Below are 16,974 nucleotides of genomic sequence, written 5' to 3'. Positions count from 1 at the left end.
CTTTCATGTTAAGATGATATAAGTTGTGTGGTTACACTTAAATGTTTTGCAATGTTTTTGGCCCAACCGGACACTGTATCGTTGTGTGTTCTAGATAAGGTATCATTATCAAACAAGGTATTTTCTGTAGGAGTGCCATATAAAACGATAGATTTTAAAGGTTTACCATCTTTATTAATAGGANGACCAGTNTTTGTACAATGTAATTCGTGTGTAGTATTTGAAACCTTAGTGGTTGTAAATAGTTTAGCTGAATTTTCTGAATTAAATAAAACAGACTTTGAATTTGAAAAACCTCTCGGTAGCCTAGCATCAATTAACCAATCGTAAGTTGAAGATTGATTTGAATTTGAAATTGTATTTTTAGATANAGTTGGACTTNCAGAAAAACTGAAGTCTAAAATNTTGGCTTCTATAAGTGCCAGCATTTTTTTAATATTCACCAATGGTGGACCGTATGAGATCTTATTAAACAACCCAAAATATTTTGTTTGAAATAGTTGTTTTGACTTTTTAGTAAGCTTTTGTTGGCTGTACAGTAAATTAAAATCCTTGCTTANATAGCGCCAAGCACTTGCNGCTGCAACNTATGGGCTTTTAGCNTTCTCATTTTCTAGGCACCAAAATGTCCAAAACTCATANACATTNTTAAATGAAGCAACATTTANNGCTAGAGTAGGAGCTAACAANTTTTCTGCTTCAAATTTTTCAATTTCTGGATGCTCTTTATGAAATTTNTCNATGCGNNTATTAAGGTCATTAAAATCTTCATATTGCTTATAAGAANCATTATGTAATTGAAATAATGTATTGTAAAATTCGCCTACAATATCTTGTTTTATAATAGGTAANACATCNGTTTCAAAATCGAGTGAATGTGGTTTAAAATTCTGAGAGGNTATAAAATCTTTTAGGAAAAAGCTAGTTTGCTCGTAGTTGAGTGCATTTTCACCTCTAGGAATAATAGGAATACCAGACCTAGAATAGGGATAAATAATTTTCGGTTCGTTTCCGCTTTTTAAATAGGANAANNNANTATTGCTCTNTTGTTTAAACTNACCGTTTTTACCTTCGGTTANNCCTAAAATAGCATCNATAGCTGTTAAGCCAATTCCTTTTAAGATTNCGGTAGATTGTGGATTTACAACGNTTAATTTCTTTTCAATAGGATATACAAAAGGTATGTTATTTGGGACATTTAAGAGTTCTTCCTTACTCGTAATGCTAGGTGTATGGCCTGTTGTAATTACTATTGAATTTAATAAAGGAAATTTACTATTAGTCGAAGTTTTNAGCTTAAAATCATCTCCTTTTTGTTTAATGTCTTCAANCGAAGNAATNTGTTTATAAACTGAAACATTATTAGGTAAGCAANTACAAAANTTTTCAAAGTAAAAACNTAAATANGCACCAACANTTTTACGAGAAGACACTTTTGGATCAAGCTCTNTAATTGATTCTTTTTGCTTTTCGCTTAACCATTCAGAAAATGACAACACCTCACAAANCGCTGAAGGTTTTGAAGTTGGTTGTAATGAAATGAATTGGTTAGGATAATTCATTAACAAATACTCTGGTTGATCCTTATGATAAACCCAACCAGCANCAAAAGAAGACGACTCATTAAATAGGTGAATGTTTACTTGAGTCTCAACCTTAAAATGATTTAAGTAGGCGAGAAGCCTTTCAAAACTATATAATCCTTTGGGACCAAAACCTACNATTCCTATATGAAAAGTTTCAGTTTGCATTATCCTAGTTTTTGAGCTACCCAANCTTTATTATAAATTGTATCTATATAGCGTTCGCCGCGATCACAAAGTATGAGAACACACGTGTTGTGTTTAGGAATTTTATGTTTTAATTTTTCTATAGCTGTTGTAACTGCACCAGAAGATCCGCCTGCTAAAATACTTTCTAATTTAAGTAGTTTNTGACAACCAGTTACACATTCTTTATCTGTAATATGAACCACATCATGAATGGCATTTTTATCTAAAAATTGAGATGGTAAACCAGCNCCATGACCAGGAATATGNCGTTCTTCTGGTTGGTCTCCAAAAATCACACTTCCCTTAGCATCTACTGCAATAAGTTTTGTGTTTAAATGTTCNGAGTTAATAAAATCTGCACAACCCATTAANGTNCCACAAGTNCTNGTGGCAGAAAAAACATAATCTACNTCAGGTAAATCTTCATAAATCTCTTTCATAGTTTGCCAATGTGCTTTCGGGTTGGCTTTNTTTCCATATTGATTTGTCCATATAGCATTTGGAAGTTGTGCCACAAGCTCTTGTACTCTNTGTAAGCGAGCACCAAGATAACCTCCATTTNGGCTAGCTTTTTCAACCATATCTACTTTTACNCCATAAGCATCTAATATTTTTAAAGTATGCTTATTAGCTTTTGGATCTACAACAATTACTAAAGGTATATTATGATAAGAACAAACCTGTGCCAAACCTATGGCCATATTGCCACTACTGCTTTCAACAAGTGTCGTGTTTTTAGTAATGTTCCCTTTGGCAATTTCTTCTTCAATAATGTTTAATGATGTCCTATCTTTAATNCTTCCACCTGGATTTGTCATCTCAAGCTTTCCATAAATTTGAAAGCCTAACTCCGNAGATAATTTTTTTAANTTAACTAATGGNGTNTGGCCAATNGTAGTTAGTATGGACTCATANACTGAGTGGTTGGTTATAGGTAATGTAAGTGTAGNGTTCATAATNGTCTTGCAGATATTGCCAATATTATAATGTTGAAGTAACANCAANTAAAANTAAACAAAAACAAGNCTGTGTTTTTTTATAATAACATACTTTAACAATAGGTAGTTAAAAATTTTCAAAAGTNGAAGTGATACACTTCAAGAGTAATTACATTATTATAAATTGACATTTGCTAACATAAAATATTAAGAACTATGGAAACTTGGACATTCGCATCTTTATCTATTCTACTAAAGGTTATCGTATCTCTAGTAGTGATTTTTGGAATAATTATACTCATTACAAGAGTTTCAGGATTAAGAACTTTTGCAAAGATGTCGAGTTTTGATTTTGCATCAACTATTGCAATAGGTTCTATTCTTGCCACAGTAATAATGAATACCAACCAATCTCTTTTAAAAGGAGGAATTGCNTTAGCNGGTATNATTATGTTTCAAACCATATTTTCATTTGCAATAAGAAAGTCTAAAACATTGAGTAAACTACTTACAAATGCACCAATGATGTTAATGTACGAAGGTGAGATTTTGTATGAAAACTTGGAGAAAACGAATGTGGGTGAAGATGATTTAATTGCAAAGTTGAGGGAAGCCAACGCTCTAAATTTTTCTGAAGTTAAAGCCGTAATTTTAGAGTCTACTGGAGATATGTCTGTACTACATAGNAAGGATGATACAAATTTAGAAGATCGTATNTTNAAAGGTGTAAAAGGGTTACCNATACAAGCTAGGTTAAATTAAAAACTCTTAAAAGACAAAAGAGGAAGTAGGTATTGCTTTACAATTAAAAAAACTATGAGACGTTTAGAAGTAACAATTATCTTGGCCATTTTAGCAGTGTCTGCTATTATTATTTATTTTTTTAGTAAACACGGTTATTATGCACAAAGNATAGAAGACTACACGTATAGCATAGAAACAAATTGGGAGTTACCAGGTGCTCTTAAAGAAGTGTCAGGAATTTCTTGGGTAAAAGACAGTACTATAGCTGCAGTACAAGATGAAGACGGAATAATTTTTCATTACAATCTGCACGAGATGAAAATTACNGACACTATCGCNTTTGGTGAACGTGGAGATTATGAAGGCTTGGCTATAAAAGATTCCACTGCCTATGTTATGCGCAGTGATGGTTTATTGTTTGAAGTATCAAACTATACCTCNAAAACAAAACAAAGCGTTACAACCTACCAAACNATTTTTGAATCTAANCANAATGTAGAGTCTTTAGCTTATGATGAAGATAATAATAGGCTANTAATAATTGCTAANGATAGAGACCCTAAAAGTAAGCGTAATAAAGGTGTTTACGCCTTTTCTTTAGATTCAAAAAAAATGGCTAAAAACCCAATTGTAACTATAGATTTAAAAGACAAAAGTTTCTCTGAGTTTANTACTAAGAAAGTTCAAAAAACATTTAGACCNTCAGATATTGCAATACACCCCAAAACAAAAGAGTTTTATGTGTTGGAAGGAGTAAATCCTAAGCTTATTATCTTNTCTCCACAAGGTAAAGTAAAAAAGATACAGTTATTAAACCCAGACGATTTTCAGCAACCTGAAGGTATTACCTTTAGTAAGGATGGTGNCNTGTATATCTCAAATGAATTTCACNCTACAGATGCNAATATTCTTCACGTATTGTTAGAAGAAAANACTGTAAAGAAAGACAGCATTAAAAAGTAACTGCAACACCTAATTGTCCAGGACCTAATCTTAAATCCCAAGATAAANTTTTCTCTCTAGGACCTTTTGTAAGNTTAGTCTCATANTTAGAGTCTAAGAACTTATCTATAGCTTCAACAATAGCAATACTCATTACAGTACTTAAGGCAACATCTGTTANCCAGTGTGCGCCTTCCCATACACGAGAAATAGGCGGAATGGCACCAATAACATATACACCAGCTTTTATCCAAGGACTCTCAAATAGCTTTGCAATAATATGTGCGTTTGTGATAGATAATACTGTGTGCCCTGAAGGAAAAGAGTGAAAACCGGCACCAGCATCTAAATCAAATGGTTTAAATCTATCTCTATCTGCAATATGGTTTGGTCTAGCTCTTCCAACACCAATTTTTGCAGCTTGTTGTAATATACCGCCAGCAGTTGCAGAAGCTGCTAAAAGTACGCCTACACGTCTTACCTTTTCACTTCTTATAACTAAACCTGTTAAGTANACAGCACCCATTGCCATATAATTATTTTGAGGGCTACCATAATAAAAGCCGTANTCCCTAATAACCTGAGGCACATCATCTACCTGATCTCTAAAATAACGGCTAGATTCGTTATCAAAAGTATATAACGCAGCAGTTCCAGCTACTGTAGCTCCTAGTATAATAAAATCATCTTTTTGCCAAGATAACGGTCTAGTATAAGCATAACCAACACCACCTAAAATATTTTTTGCATCATATTTAAACAACTGCCAAAGTGTTTCACGCTCTTCTTTTTTCTCCTTAATTGTAAAACCGTAATCTTTATCTGCTTTACCTGGCGTAGANGTTGGCGATAGTAATTGTGCTTGTAAAGAAGAAGTTGCAATTAAGCAAAGGATAATAAGCGAATAAACTATTCTATTTGGCATAGGTTNAAATTTGAATGCAAAATTAGGCCTCTATTTTGAAACAGGCAATTTATATTTAACTAACATCTGTCAAGAGTTNATTTCTACATTGTAATCTTTTAATTTCGACTTGTACTTTGCTTTACTAAAGTCTTCATCAGAAAATTCTTCTTCACGCTTTCGGTCCATTTCCTTTCGTTTAATAGACTTTACAAAACGTCTTATATCATTGTCTGTCTCTAATATTAAACCNGGAATTTTTACATTGTTCCCATCATCGTCTTTTGCTACCATTGTAAAATATGANGAATTACAATGTTTTTTAGAGCCGTTTCTAATGTTTTCAGACTCTACTCTAATGCCAACAACCATCGATGTATTACCAACGTAATTTATTGATGCTTTTAGAGTAACAAGCTCTCCAACTTCAATAGGGTTTCTAAAATTTACAGTATCAACACTNGCAGTTACACANTATGCACCACTATATTTTGAAGCACACGTAAAGGCTACCTGATCCATAATTTCTAAAATATAACCACCGTGAATTTTNCCTCTGAAATTAGAATGAGAAGGAAGCATAAGCTGTGAAAGCTCTATGTTAGAATCTTTTTTGTGTTTATAGGATGCCATTTTATATTGTATTTTTAAGTAATATACTTATTTAATACCTTAATTGCTTAGTAAATTAACCAAGAGGTTTTCAATTAAAGTCTTTTATTAGTAGTCAAAATTAAAAATTGTATTTTTGTAGTGTGAAACAATTTTNCCAAAAAATATCTGCTATTGTAATGACACTATTANTGTTGTTTTCTACTGTATCTTTTACTGTAGATAAACATTATTGTGGCGATATGTTAATGGATATGGCTGTGTTGCATAAAGCTGAAGCTTGTGCAATGGAAAAAGCGTTTTCTAAAACTTGTTCGGTTAACATCGAAAAATCTNGTTGTTGCTCAGACAAGCAAATTGTAATAGATGGTCAAGATGATTTAAAGATCNCTTGGGATACAATAACTTTAGAAGATCAGCAATTTTTAGTTGCATATACATTGTCTTATGTAGCTTTATATACTGATGACACCTCACAACCTTTGCCTACAGATGATTATGCACCACCACTCATAGTNCGGGACATCTTAGTCTTACATGACACCTATTTAATTTAAAGTTTAGATAATTTTTAAGTGAATCCTATTATTCAAANAATAGGAAANTCTTGGTATGTCTTAATACCATTTATATTTATCTAATTACTTTAATTATGCTGAATAAAAGCATTAAATTTTTCATACAAAATAAGCTTGTAGCACTCATCTTATTATTAGTTATAATAGGTTGGGGCATAGTAACNTCTCCNTTTAATTGGGATACAGGTATTATACCNAAAAATGCCGTAGCTGTTGATGCCATTCCGGATATAGGAGAAAATCAACAAATTATATTTACCAAATGGCAAGGTAGGTCTCCTCAAGATATTGAAGATCAAATCACCTATCCTTTAACATCTTCACTTTTAGGAATTCCAGGAGTTAAAACTGTGAGAAGTTCTTCTATGTTTGGTTTTTCTAGTATATACATCATTTTTGAAGAAGATGTAGAGTTTTACTGGAGTAGAAGCCGCATACTAGAAAAATTAAACTCACTTCCTTCAAATTTACTTCCAGATGGTGTAAACCCTACTTTAGGACCAGANGCAACTGGTTTAGGTCAAATATTTTGGTATACTTTAGAAGGTAGAGATAAAGATGGAAATGTAACTGGTGGTTGGGATTTACACGAGTTAAGAAGCATACAGGATTATAATGTAAAATACGCACTGTCTTCAGCAAATGGAGTTTCAGAAGTAGCATCAATTGGAGGTTACGTTCAAGAGTACCAGATAGATGTAAACCCAGAACTAATGCGGCAGTATAATATATCCTTAAGTCAGGTTGTGAAAGCTGTAAAGCAAAGCAATAGGGATATNGGNGCNCAAACATTAGAGATAAATAAAGCAGANTATTTAGTAAGAGGTTTAGGATACCTAAAATCTATTNANGATATAGAGAATGCAGTAGTTACCTCTAAAGACTTCACTTCAATTTCTATAAAAGATATCGCAAANGTAGTCTTAGGACCNGAAACAAGACGTGGTATTTTAGACAAAGAAGGTGCAGAAGTTGTTGGTGGTGTAGTTGTAGCACGTTATGGTGCAAATCCTCTTGAGGTTATAAATAATGTAAAAAGCCAAATTGAATCTATTCAGACTGGATTACCTTCAAAAAATTTAAAGGACGGAAGAGTTTCTCAAGTTACGGTGGTACCATTTTACGATCGTACTCAACTTATAAATGAAACTATAGGTACCTTAAATGAAGCGCTTACTCTTGAGATACTTATCACCATATTAGTGATTATTATTATGGTATTTAATTTAAGAGCTTCAATNCTTATTTCAGGATTATTACCTGTGGCAGTCTTAATGGTATTTATAAGCATGAAACTATTTAATGTAGATGCTAATATTGTTGCCCTTTCTGGAATAGCAATTGCCATAGGTACTATGGTAGATGTTGGTGTAATTCTCTCAGAAAATATCATAANGCATCTTGATGAAAATNCTAAACAANAGGAAAAACAATCTATAAACTCAGTTATNTATAATGCCACAGCAGAGGTTTCTGGTGCAATTGTGACTGCGGTATTAACTACGATAATTAGTTTTATTCCTGTATTTACGATGATTGGTGCTGAAGGAAAATTATTTAGGCCTTTAGCGTTTACTAAAACTATGGCGTTAACAGCATCAATAATTGTGGCATTATTCTTAATACCACCATTTGCAGCATTTCTATTTAAAAAGAGATCATTTAAAGTAACGTACAGAATTGCCCTTAACGCATCACTTATAGTAATAGGATTGTTTGGGGTATTATTCGGATACTGGTTAGGCCTTATGCTTGTTGTATTTGGCCTGCTAGGCATATTAAAGCTTAAGAGATTACTTAGTGACAAAACTGCAAGTCAATTAACGATAGCTAGTGTAGTATTAGCAATAGTAGTATTATTAGCAATATATTGGAGACCATTAGGAGTAAACCACTCTTTTTTTACAAACCTAATAATCGTCGCGCTTATTAGTTTCGGGCTCTTAGGTCTATTTACTCTCTTTCAAAAGTATTATACATCAATTTTAAGATGGACGCTTAATCATAAGCTTGCATTTTTAAGCATACCTACAATTATTGTCATTTTAGGAGCTATAATCATGCGTAATTCTGGGAAAGAATTTATGCCATCTTTAAATGAAGGGTCATTTTTATTAATGCCTACATCACTTCCTCACGCAGGTATAGAAGAAAATAAACGGGTATTGCAGCAGCTGGATATGGCTGTAGCAAGTATTCCTGAAATAGAAACAGTTGTTGGTAAAGCAGGAAGAACAGAGTCTGCATTAGATCCTGCACCATTATCTATGTATGAGAATATTATACAATACAAACCAGAGTATAAGCTGAATGCTGAAGGTAAGATGCAAGCTTATAAAGTAGATGAAGATGGCTTGTTTATTCTCAAAAATGGAGCATTAATACATAATTTAAATTCCACTATCAATACTGAAACAGTTTCAGAAAAACAAAAAGTTTATGAGAGTACCACACGTGTAAAGACCAAAGACTTAATTGAGGATGACGATGGAGAATATTTTAGAAATTGGCGCCCAGAAATTTCTTCTCCAGACGATATTTGGAATCAGATTGTAAGCGTGACTAATCTTCCAGGTATAACATCGGCTCCCAAATTACAACCTATAGAAACAAGATTGGTAATGCTACAAACAGGAATGAGGGCACCAATGGGAATAAAAGTAAAAGGACAAAATTTAAAAGATATTGAAGATTTTGGAATTCAGTTGGAAGAAATCTTAAAACAATCTGAAGGTGTAAAGCAACAAGCTGTATTTGCAGATAGGATTGTTGGTAAACCGTATCTACTTATAGATATTCAAAGAGATCAATTAGCAAGGTATGGCATTTCAATAGAAGAGGTACAGCAAGTACTTCAGGTTGCAATAGGAGGTGCGCCACTTACTCAAACAGTACAAGGTAGAGAGCGTTATAATTTAAGAGTACGGTATCCTAGAGCACAAAGAGCATCGCCACAAGATTTAGAACAAATTTATGTGCCAGTAGCTAATGGAGCACCAGTGCCTTTAAAGGAGCTGGTAAGCATTAAATATGAGAAAGGGCCTCAAGTTATTAAAAGTGAAGACACATTTTTAGTAGGATATGTCCTTTTTGATAAGTTAGACGGTTATGCTGAGGTAAATGTAGTAGAGAATGCACAAGCAAAAATTAGAGATTATATAGTAAAAGGGCAGCTTACCGTTCCTAAAGGAATTTCATATGAGTTTACAGGAACCTATGAAAATCAACTTCGGGCAGAAAAAACTCTGTCTTTTGTAGTACCTATGGCGTTAATCATAATTTTCTTGATTCTATATTTTCAATTTAAATCTGTCTCTACAGCATTTATGGTATTTACAGGTATAGCAGTTGCATTTGCAGGAGGTTTTATCTTAATGTGGTTTTACGGTCAAGATTGGTTTATGAATTTTAATGTGTTTGGTGAAAATATTAGAGACCTCTTTCAAATGAAGACTATAAATCTTAGCGTGGCTGTTTGGGTTGGGTTTATAGCCTTATTTGGTATTGCTACAGATGATGGAGTAGTAATGGCAACCTATTTAACACAAACCTTTAATAAAAACGAACCAGCTACTAAAAATGAAATTAGAGCAAGTATTGTAGAAGCAGGTAAAAAACGAATTAGACCGTGTTTAATGACTACAGCTACAACTATGCTGGCACTTTTACCTGTGCTTACATCAACAGGAAGAGGTAGTGATATTATGATTCCTATGGCAATACCAAGTTTTGGAGGAATGCTTATAGCTTTAATGACCTTATTTGTGGTACCGGTTTTATTTAGTTGGAGAAAAGAAATAGCCTTATCAAAACAAGAAAATATTCAACCAAATAACCCTAAATTAAGTTAACTATGAATTTTAGGAACAGCATATTTTTATTTAGTGTATTTCTAGCTATTGCTGGCAATGCACAACAACTTGATGTGTATTTACAGCAAGCAGAAACTACCAACCCTAAAATTAGTGGTGCTAATAATGAATACGAAATAGCCCTAGAAAAACGTAACGAAGTAAATACCTTACCAGATACAGAGTTTAGCGTAGGTTATTTTATAAGTGAAACAGAAACGCGTACTGGGCCACAGCAGTTCAAGCTTTCTGCACGGCAAATGTTACCTTGGTTTGGAACAATAACAGCTCGTAAAAATTACGCTGCTGCAATGGCAGATGCAGAGTATGTAAATGTAGCTATAGCCAAAAGGCAGTTAAAACTAAATGTATCTCAATCGTATTATAAGTTATATGCTGCGATGGATATGCAGAATGTGTTGCGAGAACAAGTTAGCCTACTTGAAACTTATGAAGAGCTAGCATTAACCTACATAGAAGTTGGTAAGGCATCAGCAGTCGATTTGCTAAAATTACAGATACGAAAAAATGAACTTCTTCAAGAAATTGAAGCTTTGAAAAATACATTTAAGGCTGAACAAGCTGAGTTTAATAGTTTATTAAATCAACCTGTAGGTACTCAAATAAAGGTGGTAAACCTAAGCCAAATGCCTTTGGATAGTTTGTCTGTAAGTAACACTACTGTAACTACACATCCTGAATTAATAAAATTTGACAAATTATATGAGTCTGTAGTTTCTAATGAAACACTAAACAAAAAAGAAGGAATTCCAGATTTTGGAGTAGGTATAGATTATATAAATGTTGCAGAGCGACCTTCTCAAAACTTTAGTGATAACGGTAAAGATATTCTTATGCCTATGCTTTCGGTTTCCATTCCAATTTTTAATGCTAAATATAAATCTGTGAGTAGGCAGAATGAATTACGCCAAAAGCAAATTACAAATGAACGTAAAGAACGAGAAAACCAATTAAACGCCGTTTTAGCTGAAGCATTAAGTGCTAGAGAAACTGCACTAATGAATTACAGAACACAATTAAAAAATTTACAACACGCTAAAGATGCAGAAGATATATTAACCAAAAGCTATGAAACAGGAATTATAGACTTTAATGATATTCTCGACTTACAGGAATTACAATTAAAATTTGAAAAAGCAATTATTAAAAGCATCACAAACTATTATTTGCAAACAGCAACATTAAATTACTTAACTAAATAAATATCTTAATTATGAAAAATTTACAATCAATAGCAATAGCATCAGTCTTAGTCTTAAATCTAATGGCTTGCAAAGACGCAGGAGAAACCAACAAAGTTGAACAGGATACATCTAAAGAGCTTAATGAAGAAGAACTTTCTAAGACAGCAGAATTAAAGTTTAACAATGAAACTTCAGAACAGTTATTTAATTCATATTTAAAAATAAAAGATGCCTTGGTTGCTTCAAATTTAAAAGAAGCGAATAGTGGAGCAAAAGAGTTGAAAGAAGTGTTAGGAGAAGACCTAAAAACTGTATTTATAATTCAAAATGCCAAAACACTTGAAGAGGCAAGAGCACAAATGCCAAGACTTTCTGATGAGATAGAAGAATTGGTGTCATCATCTATAACAAGCGGTGCTATTTACAAACAATATTGCCCAATGGCTCTTAATAATACTGGTGGTTATTGGTTATCATTAGAAGAAAAAATACTAAACCCATATTTTGGAGATAAGATGCTAAAATGCGGTAAGATAGATAGTAAAATTCAATAGATTAAATGCTGGTTCTTTAAAAGAATCAATTTAGCGTATTAAATTTATAAGGTGTAACTGAATATTATAATTATGACACATACATATCATATTAACGGCATGTCTTGTAATGGGTGTAAATCTCATGTAGAAACTATATTGTCTTCTGTAAAAGGCGTGAAACAGGTTTCTGTTAACCTTGAAAAGGGTACTGCTAACATAGAAATGGAGAAACATCTGCCTTTAAAAACATTTCAAAAGGCCTTAAAAGAAGATGGTGGTAGTTATAGTATTCATCTTGAAAAAAAAGAAGCTTCAGCAGAAAATGAAGAAACAACGTCTCCTAAAATATCAAACAATGGTAACGGTGTTTATTATTGCCCAATGCATTGTGAAGGTGATAAAACATATGAGAAACCTGGAGATTGTCCTGTCTGCGGAATGGATCTGGTTGAAGAACAAAAACTACAACATACTACAGACCAATGGACGTGCCCTATGCACCCTGAAGTAGAAAAGGAAGAACCAGGAGATTGCCCTATTTGCGGTATGGATTTAGTTCCAAAACAACCAGATGCTACATCTGAGGAGAAGAATTACAAAAAGCTCATTAAGAAATTTTGGATAGCTGTTGCATTTACGCTTCCAATTTTTCTAATAGCAATGAGTGAAATGATTCCTGAAAATCCGCTTTACACAGTACTAGAGCAAACCTATTGGAACTGGATACAATTTGCACTGTCATTGCCTGTGGTGTTTTATGCCACTTGGATGTTTTTTGAGCGCGCTTATAAAAGTGTAATGAGTTGGAATCTCAATATGTTTACTCTAATAGGTATAGGTGCTGGAGTTGCTTGGTTGTTTAGTGTTTTTGGATTACTCTTTCCTCAAGTTTTTCCACCGCAATTTAAAACAGAATCAGGTGCGGTACATGTATATTTTGAAGCTGCAACAGTTATCCTAACTTTAGTGCTTATGGGGCAAGTTTTAGAAGCTAGAGCTCATAGCAAAACAAATTCTGCGGTTAAGGAACTATTAAAACTGGCACCTAATAAAGCTATTAAAATTGTTGATGGTAAAGAAGAGGTAGTCGCCATTAAAAAAATAGAGAAAGGTGATATTTTGAAAGTAAAGCCTGGCGAAAAAATTCCTGTAGATGGCCATATTACCGAAGGGCAATCTTCCATAGACGAATCTATGATTACAGGCGAACCTATACCTGTAGATAAATCAGAAGATGATAAAGTTAGTAGTGGTACTATAAATGGCAACCAATCTTTCTTAATGAAAGCTGAGAAAGTAGGTAATGAAACATTACTATCTCAAATCATTAAAATGGTTAACGACGCTAGTAGGAGCAAAGCACCAATTCAGAAGCTAGCAGATAAGGTTTCAGGATATTTTGTGCCAATAGTTGTTGGGGTTTCAATACTCACCTTTGGTATTTGGGCAATTTGGGGACCAAATCCAGCTTATGTCTATGCGTTAGTAAATGCGATTGCAGTTTTAATTATAGCTTGTCCTTGTGCATTAGGATTAGCAACACCTATGTCTATAATGGTAGGTGTAGGAAAAGGAGCTTCTCAAGGTGTGCTTATAAAAAATGCTGAAGCCTTAGAAAAACTGAATAAAATAGACACGCTTATAGTAGATAAAACAGGAACACTTACTGAAGGTAAGCCAACTGTTGAAACTGTAGTAGCTTTAGATAATAATTATACAGAAGCTGAGGTATTACAACTAATAGCTTCTCTTAATACCAATAGCGAACATCCTTTAGCAGATGCAACAGTAAATTATGCCAAGCAAAAGGATGTAGACGTATTAAAAGTCACAGCATTTAATTCAGTAACAGGTAAAGGTGTCGAAGGAAAATTAGATGGTAAAGCCTTAGCGTTAGGTAATTCTAAAATGATGGAATATGCCAAAGTACAACTATCAAAAGATACTATTAATAAAGCGGCAGATTTTCAAAAAGAAGGAAAAACAGTTTCTTATCTTTCTTTAAATGAAACAATTGTAGGTTTAGTAGTAATAGGTGATAAAATTAAAGAGACAAGTGCTAAGGCAATAACTCAACTTCAAGAAAAAGGAATTTCGGTAATAATGTTTACCGGAGATAATGAAGATACAGCAAAAGCTGTTGCAAAGCGTCTTAACCTATCAACGTTTAAAGCAGGAATGCTACCAGAGCAAAAACTAAAAGAATTAGAGAGTTTGCAAACTAATGGTCATTGTGTTGCAATGGCTGGTGATGGTATAAATGATGCACCAGCATTAGCCAAAAGCGATGTAGGTATCGCAATGGGTACAGGAACCGATGTGGCAATTGAAAGTGCCGAAATAACTTTAGTAAAAGGAGATTTACAAGGTATAGTAAAAGCAAGAAATTTAAGCGAGGCAGTTATGAAAAATATAAAGCAAAACTTATTTTTTGCGCTTATTTATAACACTTTAGGAGTGCCTATTGCTGCAGGAATTTTATTTCCATTTTTTGGTGTGTTGTTATCACCAATGATTGCAGCTTTGGCTATGAGCTTTAGTTCAGTTTCTGTAATAGGGAACGCTTTAAGATTAAAAAACAAATCAATTTAAACTATATAAATTATGAATTCTAAATCAGATAAAAAATCAGGAATAGGTAATTATACTAAGTTTATAGGAATGTTAATAGCATCATTTATAACAATGTATATTACCATGTATTTAAATACTTACCAAATAGATCATGTGTACTTTAGCTTAACGCGTTTTTACATGACCTGTTTAGGAATTTCTACAATGGCAATAATTATGTTTTTAGCTATGCGTAATATGTATAAAAACTCTAAAAAGAACATAGCTATTGTAGCAGGTAGTATTATCTTATTTGTTGGAGCTTTAGGGTTAGTTCGTGCTCAACAACCTATAATTGGAGATGTACTTTGGATGCGAGCTATGATTCCACACCATTCCATAGCAATATTAACAAGTGAAAGAGCTGAAATTAAAGATCCAGAAGTTAAAAAGTTGGCAGAAGATATTATCAAAGCACAGAAGAAAGAAATTGAAGAAATGAAACAAATGATAAAGCGCCTAGAAAGCAAAAACTAAAAACAATGAATAAGAACGTTATATATTTAATCTTTGCTGTTCTCATAGGGCTTTTTGCAGGTTGGTTATTGTTTGGTACAACATCAAACTCTTCTTCAGAAAATAAAACCTCTAAAGAAGAGAAGCATTCTTTGGAGGAACACAGCTCAGAAATTTGGACCTGCTCTATGCATCCTCAAGTTAGACAACAAGAGCCTGGCGATTGTCCAATCTGTGGTATGGATTTAATTCCAGCTGAAAGCTCTGCAACAGGATTGGCACCCAATGAGTTTAAGATGACAGAAAATGCTATGGCATTGGCTAATATTCAAACAACAGTTATTGGAGAAATGTCTTCTAGTAACTCATCTATAGAGTTGTCTGGAAAAATAAAAGCAAATGATGACAAAGCAGCTACACAACCAGCTCATTTTAATGGCCGTGTAGATCAACTTTATGTCACATCTGTAGGTGAAACTGTAAGAAAAGGACAAGCAGTAGCTAAAATTTATTCTCCGGAGCTTGTAGCTGCACAACAGGAACTTATTACTGCATACAGAATAAAAGATGCACAGCCTCAGCTTTATACTGCTGTGAAAAATAAGTTTATGAACTGGATGATACCACAATCACAACTTGCAGAGGTGTTAAAGACAGGAATCCCTAAACCTAGTTTTACAATTTACGCCCAAGTTTCTGGAGTAGTAACAGAACTAATGGTAAACAAAGGATCTCACGTTATGGATGGGCAACCTATATTTAAAGTAGCAAATTTAAGTACCGTTTGGGCAGAGTTTGATGCATATGAAACTACAATACATGATATAAAAGAAGGTCAGGACATTAGTGTTGTAGTTAAAGCTATTCCTAATAAAACATTTAATGCTAAGGTGTCTTTTATAGACCCTATTTTAAATACAAGTACAAGAACTGTTCGTGTAAGAGCAACACTAAATAATAAAGAAGACTTATTAAAACCTGGTATGTTTGTTACCGGCACAATAAAACTTGACACCGATAATAATACCCAAATAACAGTGCCTAAAAGTGCAGTGTTATGGACAGGAGAAGAGTCTTTAGTATATATTAAAACCACTGCTACATCACCAACATTTATAATGCGCAATGTTACATTAGGAAGAACTGTAAATGATAATTATGAAATACAGTCTGGATTAAAAATAGGAGATGAGGTAGTTACAAATGGCACATTCACAGTTGATGCTGCGGCACAGCTACAAGGCAAGCAATCTATGATGAACCCAACAACAGGTTCAGATACTATGAATAAACAACTAGAAGATTCAAGTTATTTAAACGATGTCATGATAAAATATATCGTTCTAAAAGATGCATTGGTAAACTCAGATACTAAGGCTGCCCACCAAGCTTCAAACAATCTTCTAAAAAGTATCCGAAATACTGAAAAGCTAAAAGATGTTTCAGCATTAAAAGCTTTAGAAACAACTACTCAAAATTTTATAAAATCAGAAACTTTGGCACAACAGCGCTCTGCCTTTGTAGGACTTTCAAAAAATCTAATTAAAATATCAAAAGGGTTTAGCAGTCAAAACACCACATATTATATTCAAGAATGTCCAATGGCAAACAATAACAATGGTGCACAATGGCTAGCATTGGAAAAGGGAATTAAAAATCCATATTTTGGTGAGGCGATGTTAGATTGTGGTAGCGTAATTGGGCGTTTATAATCAACTTTCCATATAGTATTTATGGTACTTCATTTTGTTAGTTTATAGTTTTAGGGGCTATTAATTTGTAGTATCTGTAGGACTTATTATCTTTAAATCATAATAACAGAT

General features: G+C 33.4%; 13 protein-coding genes. 9 read left to right on the top strand and 4 right to left on the bottom strand.

Features of this window, described 5'->3' with window-relative positions; all coding sequences use genetic code 11:
- Positions 1-8 precede the first annotated feature (8 nt).
- A complete protein-coding gene (locus CL818_RS09610) occupies positions 9-1,751 on the bottom strand; it encodes an FAD/NAD(P)-binding protein (RefSeq protein ID WP_286972829.1) in 1,743 nt (580 codons plus the stop codon).
- Entirely contained in the window at positions 1,751-2,728 is a 978-nt protein-coding gene (gene sbnA / locus CL818_RS09605) for a 2,3-diaminopropionate biosynthesis protein SbnA (RefSeq protein ID WP_286972827.1), read from the bottom strand. The genes CL818_RS09610 and sbnA overlap by 1 nt, the downstream gene beginning before the upstream one ends.
- A gap of 198 nt (positions 2,729-2,926) precedes the next feature.
- Between sbnA and CL818_RS09600 the strand changes: the two genes are divergently transcribed.
- Positions 2,927-3,472 carry a DUF421 domain-containing protein gene (locus CL818_RS09600; RefSeq protein ID WP_286972825.1) on the top strand — a complete coding sequence of 182 codons (546 nt, stop codon included), beginning with the start codon at positions 2,927-2,929 and terminating at the stop codon, positions 3,470-3,472.
- A 54-nt stretch (positions 3,473-3,526) separates the two neighbouring features.
- Positions 3,527-4,417 (top strand): SdiA-regulated domain-containing protein, encoded by an 891-nt coding sequence (locus CL818_RS09595; protein WP_286972823.1) that lies wholly within the window; start codon positions 3,527-3,529, stop codon positions 4,415-4,417.
- Here the strand turns inward: CL818_RS09595 and CL818_RS13600 are convergent.
- Together CL818_RS13600 and CL818_RS09585 are read right to left on the bottom strand one after the other, a co-directional pair.
- On the bottom strand, positions 4,407-4,922 hold the full coding sequence (locus tag CL818_RS13600; protein WP_502692242.1) for a phosphatase PAP2 family protein: 516 nt from the start codon (positions 4,920-4,922) through the stop codon (positions 4,407-4,409). The genes CL818_RS09595 and CL818_RS13600 overlap by 11 nt on opposite strands.
- Before the next feature lie 468 nt (positions 4,923-5,390).
- Entirely contained in the window at positions 5,391-5,933 is a 543-nt protein-coding gene (locus CL818_RS09585; protein WP_286972819.1) for an acyl-CoA thioesterase, read from the bottom strand.
- Between the two features lie 122 nt (positions 5,934-6,055).
- Between CL818_RS09585 and CL818_RS09580 the strand changes: the two genes are divergently transcribed.
- From CL818_RS09580 to CL818_RS09550, 7 genes are all read left to right on the top strand, one after another.
- On the top strand, positions 6,056-6,469 hold the full coding sequence (locus CL818_RS09580) for an HYC_CC_PP family protein (protein ID WP_502692238.1): 414 nt from the start codon (positions 6,056-6,058) through the stop codon (positions 6,467-6,469).
- A gap of 95 nt (positions 6,470-6,564) precedes the next feature.
- Positions 6,565-10,341, top strand: coding sequence for an efflux RND transporter permease subunit (locus CL818_RS09575; protein WP_286972815.1), 3,777 nt, complete (start codon positions 6,565-6,567; stop codon positions 10,339-10,341).
- Between the two features lie 2 nt (positions 10,342-10,343).
- Positions 10,344-11,564, top strand: a complete 1,221-nt coding sequence (locus CL818_RS09570; RefSeq protein ID WP_272973874.1) for a TolC family protein — start codon at positions 10,344-10,346, stop codon at positions 11,562-11,564.
- Positions 11,565-11,575: 11 nt separating this feature from the next.
- Entirely contained in the window at positions 11,576-12,100 is a 525-nt protein-coding gene (locus CL818_RS09565; protein ID WP_272973873.1) for a DUF3347 domain-containing protein, read from the top strand.
- Between the two features lie 72 nt (positions 12,101-12,172).
- Positions 12,173-14,674, top strand: a complete 2,502-nt coding sequence (locus CL818_RS09560; protein ID WP_272973872.1) for a heavy metal translocating P-type ATPase — start codon at positions 12,173-12,175, stop codon at positions 14,672-14,674.
- A 12-nt stretch (positions 14,675-14,686) separates the two neighbouring features.
- Positions 14,687-15,172, top strand: a complete 486-nt coding sequence (locus CL818_RS09555) for a DUF305 domain-containing protein (RefSeq protein WP_272973871.1) — start codon at positions 14,687-14,689, stop codon at positions 15,170-15,172.
- A 5-nt stretch (positions 15,173-15,177) separates the two neighbouring features.
- Positions 15,178-16,863, top strand: coding sequence for an efflux RND transporter periplasmic adaptor subunit (locus CL818_RS09550; RefSeq protein WP_272973870.1), 1,686 nt, complete (start codon positions 15,178-15,180; stop codon positions 16,861-16,863).
- Positions 16,864-16,974 lie beyond the last annotated feature (111 nt).

The organism is Croceibacter sp. (genome assembly GCF_002716225.1).
In the GTDB taxonomy this organism is placed as follows: domain Bacteria; phylum Bacteroidota; class Bacteroidia; order Flavobacteriales; family Flavobacteriaceae; genus Croceibacter; species Croceibacter atlanticus.
This window is presented reverse-complemented; position numbering and strand designations above follow the sequence as displayed.